Annotated in this window: 3 protein-coding genes and 1 tRNA gene; 2 read left to right on the top strand and 2 right to left on the bottom strand. The window is 66.7% G+C overall.

Annotated elements, in window-relative coordinates; genetic code table 11:
- Positions 1-63: 63 nt before the first annotated feature.
- A tRNA-Arg gene (locus VHB27_RS04995) sits at positions 64-140 on the top strand.
- A gap of 50 nt (positions 141-190) precedes the next feature.
- On the opposite strand, the gene VHB27_RS05000 is transcribed toward VHB27_RS04995, so the two are convergent.
- Complete coding sequence (locus tag VHB27_RS05000; RefSeq protein ID WP_325597830.1) at positions 191-1,075, bottom strand: LysR family transcriptional regulator; 885 nt, start codon at positions 1,073-1,075, stop codon at positions 191-193.
- A gap of 118 nt (positions 1,076-1,193) precedes the next feature.
- On the opposite strand from VHB27_RS05000, the gene VHB27_RS05005 reads away from it, so the two are divergent.
- Complete coding sequence (locus tag VHB27_RS05005; RefSeq protein WP_325597831.1) at positions 1,194-2,048, top strand: class I SAM-dependent methyltransferase; 855 nt, start codon at positions 1,194-1,196, stop codon at positions 2,046-2,048.
- A gap of 63 nt (positions 2,049-2,111) precedes the next feature.
- Here VHB27_RS05005 and VHB27_RS05010 read toward each other — a convergent pair.
- On the bottom strand, positions 2,112-2,424 hold a 313-nt coding region (locus VHB27_RS05010; protein WP_325597832.1), incomplete at its 5' end, for a hypothetical protein.

Raw genomic sequence — 2,424 nt, forward strand, 5'->3', positions numbered from 1 at the left:
CCGAGCCCGCCCCCGAACTGCCGTTTGACGACGCCGCGTGGGTCGCGTAGACGTTTTTCCCACGCACCCGTAGCTCAGCTGGATAGAGCGTTGCCCTCCGAAGGCAAAGGCCGGACGTTCGAATCGTCTCGGGTGCGCCAACTCTCTGCCGTTCGCGTGTCGCCGAGCGGCGGCTTTTGACCCAGGCAAATCATCCAGTCAGGATCGGGCCCAGCGCGTCCATTTCCGAGGCGACGAAGTCGAAGAACGCCGCCACGCGCGGCAGGCCTCGCGCGTCGGGATGAGCCAGCACGCGCCAGGCGCGGGTGAGTTCGGGGATTGGTCCAAGCACGCGGATCAGGTCCGGCTCCGCATCGCCGAGCGCCACAGGTAGCGCCGCAATACCAACACCGGCCCTCGTGCTCGACACCAGGGCAAGCACGCTGTTGGCTCGCGCTGCGTAATGCACGTCGGGCGCAACCTGATTGAGCCATAGCGACACGCGATGGCTGGCAAGGCTTTCGTCGAACGTGATCAGTTGCCGGGTCTTGAGGTCGGGGATGGACCGCGGCGCGCCATTGCGATCCACATAGTCCCGGCTGGCATAGATCGCCCAGATCGAATCCGCGAGCTTGCGGCCGATCATATCGCCATCCGTGTCGCCGGAGCGCAATGCGACGTCGGCTTCGCCCTTGGCAAGATCGATATAGCGATCGGCCAGCACGAACTCGATGCGGATGCCCGGATGCCGTTCATGGAACCGGTCGATGAACCCGGCATGGACCAGACGGATGGCGATTGGTTCGGGGCAGGTAAGGCGCAGGGTTCCGGAATGGGCCGCCCGGGCTGCCTGCCGTTCGAGCGACTCGACGGCGGCGGCGACCGCTTGCGCCGCCGGAAGGATTTCCAACCCTGCCGGCGTGAGGCGGTAGCCGCTTGGCAGGCGCTCGATGAGACGAAGCCCCAAAGCGGCTTCCAGTCCGGACAGGCGCCGCTGCACGGTCGACTGGTTGACCTTCAGCGCGCGCGCTGCCGAAAGCGTGCTGCCGTTCTCGGCCACGGCCAGAAGATATCTGAGATCGTCCCAGGCGAACACGGACGTCCCTCCGCACCCCCTCATTATGCGATTTTGCGGCCCCCTTCTGCAAGAATTCCCGCTGCCCCAGTCATCTCCACCTTGCCCAAGATGGAGCATGACGTTGGAGCCCGGACCCATGGCGCAGACTGGCAAGTCCCCGATGACCGAAACCGTGGAGGCGCAGTGGGCCGCCGCCGCTGAAGGGTGGGATGCGCAAGCGTCCGTTCTGGATGCCTGGCTTTCCGGGCCGACGCGCACAATGCTCGATCTGGCCGGGATCGAGCCTGGCAGTCGTGTTCTCGACATCGCAGCGGGAGCTGGCGGACAGACCATTGTGCTCGCACAACGGGTCGGCCGGCAGGGACGCATCCTTGCCACCGACCTTTCTCCGTTTCTGGTCGAGCGGCTGCGGGGTAACGTCGCCAGGGCCGGCCTGCGGATGGTCGAAGCGCGGGCCGCGGATGCGCAGATGCCGCTCACCGAAACCGACGCCTTCGATGCAGCCATCTGTCGGCTCGGCCTCATGCTGATGGCGGAGCCGCCTCTGTGCCTGTCGGCCACGCATGCAGCCCTGAAGTCTGGTGGGCGCTTCTCGGCGATGGTGTTTGCCGGGCCGGACGCGAACCCGTGCATCAGAATACTGATGGCGACCGCGGCACGGCACGCCGGCGTGCCGCCGCGTGACCCGTTCGCGCCAGGCGGCCTGTTGAGCCTCGGTCGCCCTGGATATCTCGATCAATTGTTCAGGGCAGTTGGCTTCAGCGACGTGTCGACATTCCAGATCGAGGCGCCTTTCCGGCTACCGTCGGTTGACGACTACATCGCCTTCCTCCGCGCGGCGGCAGCACCGGTGATCGCATTGCTGTCGCATCTCGATCCCGACGCGCAGGACGCCGCCTGGGCGGATATTCGCCGGCAACTTGCTGCATTCGACGTAACGGCAGGCTGGAACGGGCCAAACACGCTGTTGGTGACGACGGGCCGGAAATGACGGCAATCGGCACATGCCAGTGACGCCTGTTTCGCCGGTGCAGCGCGCCGTGGGACAAGCAGCCTAGGCGTAGGCGCCGCGCGGTGCCGCAGTCAGCGCCGCCGATACGCGCAGCAGCGCCGCGAGCGGCAGGGCGACACGGCGGTCTTCGCGCGCGGAATCCCTGCGTGGCGGATGCTCGGGCTCCGGCTCGACATAGGGCTCGGCGGCGTACCAGCCGCAGTCGAGGCATTTGAGGCGCAATTCGCGCCCCTTGGCCGTTTCGACGACCCCCGGAAATACGTGGTGCGAGCCGCACGACAGACAGTGCGGTCGCGCTGGCGGCAGGTGTCCCTGCGATGGCCGCGCCATTGACGAAGTCCCTCTCCCCTGCGGG

The sequence above is a fragment of the Rhodopila sp. genome, assembly GCF_035548235.1.
Classification (GTDB): domain Bacteria; phylum Pseudomonadota; class Alphaproteobacteria; order Acetobacterales; family Acetobacteraceae; genus Rhodopila.

Excerpts from the sequence above, each read along its gene's own strand:
- VHB27_RS05005 (WP_325597831.1), top strand. The coding sequence starts at position 1,194 with ATGGCGCAGACTGGCAAGTCCCCGATGACCGAAACCGTGGAGGCGCAG.